The organism is Pandoraea horticolens, from assembly GCF_902459555.1.
Taxonomy (GTDB): domain Bacteria; phylum Pseudomonadota; class Gammaproteobacteria; order Burkholderiales; family Burkholderiaceae; genus Pandoraea; species Pandoraea horticolens.
Window position 1 is genome coordinate 1 of the sequence record NZ_CABPSM010000058.1, and the last position, 977, is coordinate 977.

A 977-nucleotide genomic window follows, 5' to 3' on the forward strand; every position below is an offset into this window, starting at 1 on the left:
GATGACAACAATCGAATCCAGATTATTATCGTAGATCTTGCCGAACTCAAACCTAACGCCACTATTAATCAGGGGACGATGAGCTACATAGCATCGCCCAAGCAGACAAAGCTCCCGTTTAACCCCGTTGGAGCAAAGAATTGTGGCATTTCAGTAGTCAGAACCCTAACGAATTAGCCATGACCGATTAACTTTGATTTTATAAATCAAGGGGATTATTACGGCAGGCGTCGGCTTAAATCCAGGAACTAATGTAGTGGATTGCACCTTCAGGCGATCTTCTATAGGGATTCTGGGGATTTTGATAATGTATTTTTTATACCAATGCCAACCAAGCGGCGATGGTCTTGAGGACTGTTCGTAGCAACCAAATGGTAGCGCAGGTCTTGCCTCCTGGAACAGAGCCGACGCGGAATGCATACATCGAGTCGTTCAACGGCAAGTTCCGCGATGAATGCCTTAACGAGCACTGGTTCACGAGTCTTGCGCATGCTCACGCGGTCATCGCTGCATGGCGCTTGGACTACAACGAGAAACGGCCTCACAGCGCACTGAATTACCTTTCGCCGGCAGAGTTCGCGGCGAAACATCGGGCAACAGCGGATGCTCCTGCCGCATTTCAGGAGCGGGGTTAAAAGGACTTTGCCAGAAGCCGGTTGGCCCTACCGAAGGGGACATGTCACTGCTTCAACGATGTTGGTTTTGTAGATGGTAAGTGAGACCATAAAACCAGCAGTCCCTGATGATCGCGTCCCCGGGATTGCCGGTAAGCGGTGCGTTTCGAGTCCCCACGCAGCATGCGCAGGAACGCTGTTTCCTAAGTGAAGAAAAAGGCAACTCGCGATTACCGGTTGTACGCCAGTTGCGAATGTGACCTTACCCAAGGCTCAGCGCCCATGAGTTTCAAGTGAATCGGAGGTGTTCAATGGAAAAGGAAAGCTTGTTTCGTAGTAAGCCAATCGTTCCTGGTGATATTT

General features: G+C 49.9%; 1 pseudogene. It reads left to right on the forward strand.

The annotated features are described in order from the left end of the window. Positions 1–401 precede the first annotated feature (401 nt). Positions 402–635: pseudogene (locus PHO31112_RS27005) on the forward strand (integrase core domain-containing protein); the annotation flags it as partial. Positions 636–977: the final 342 nt, after the last annotated feature.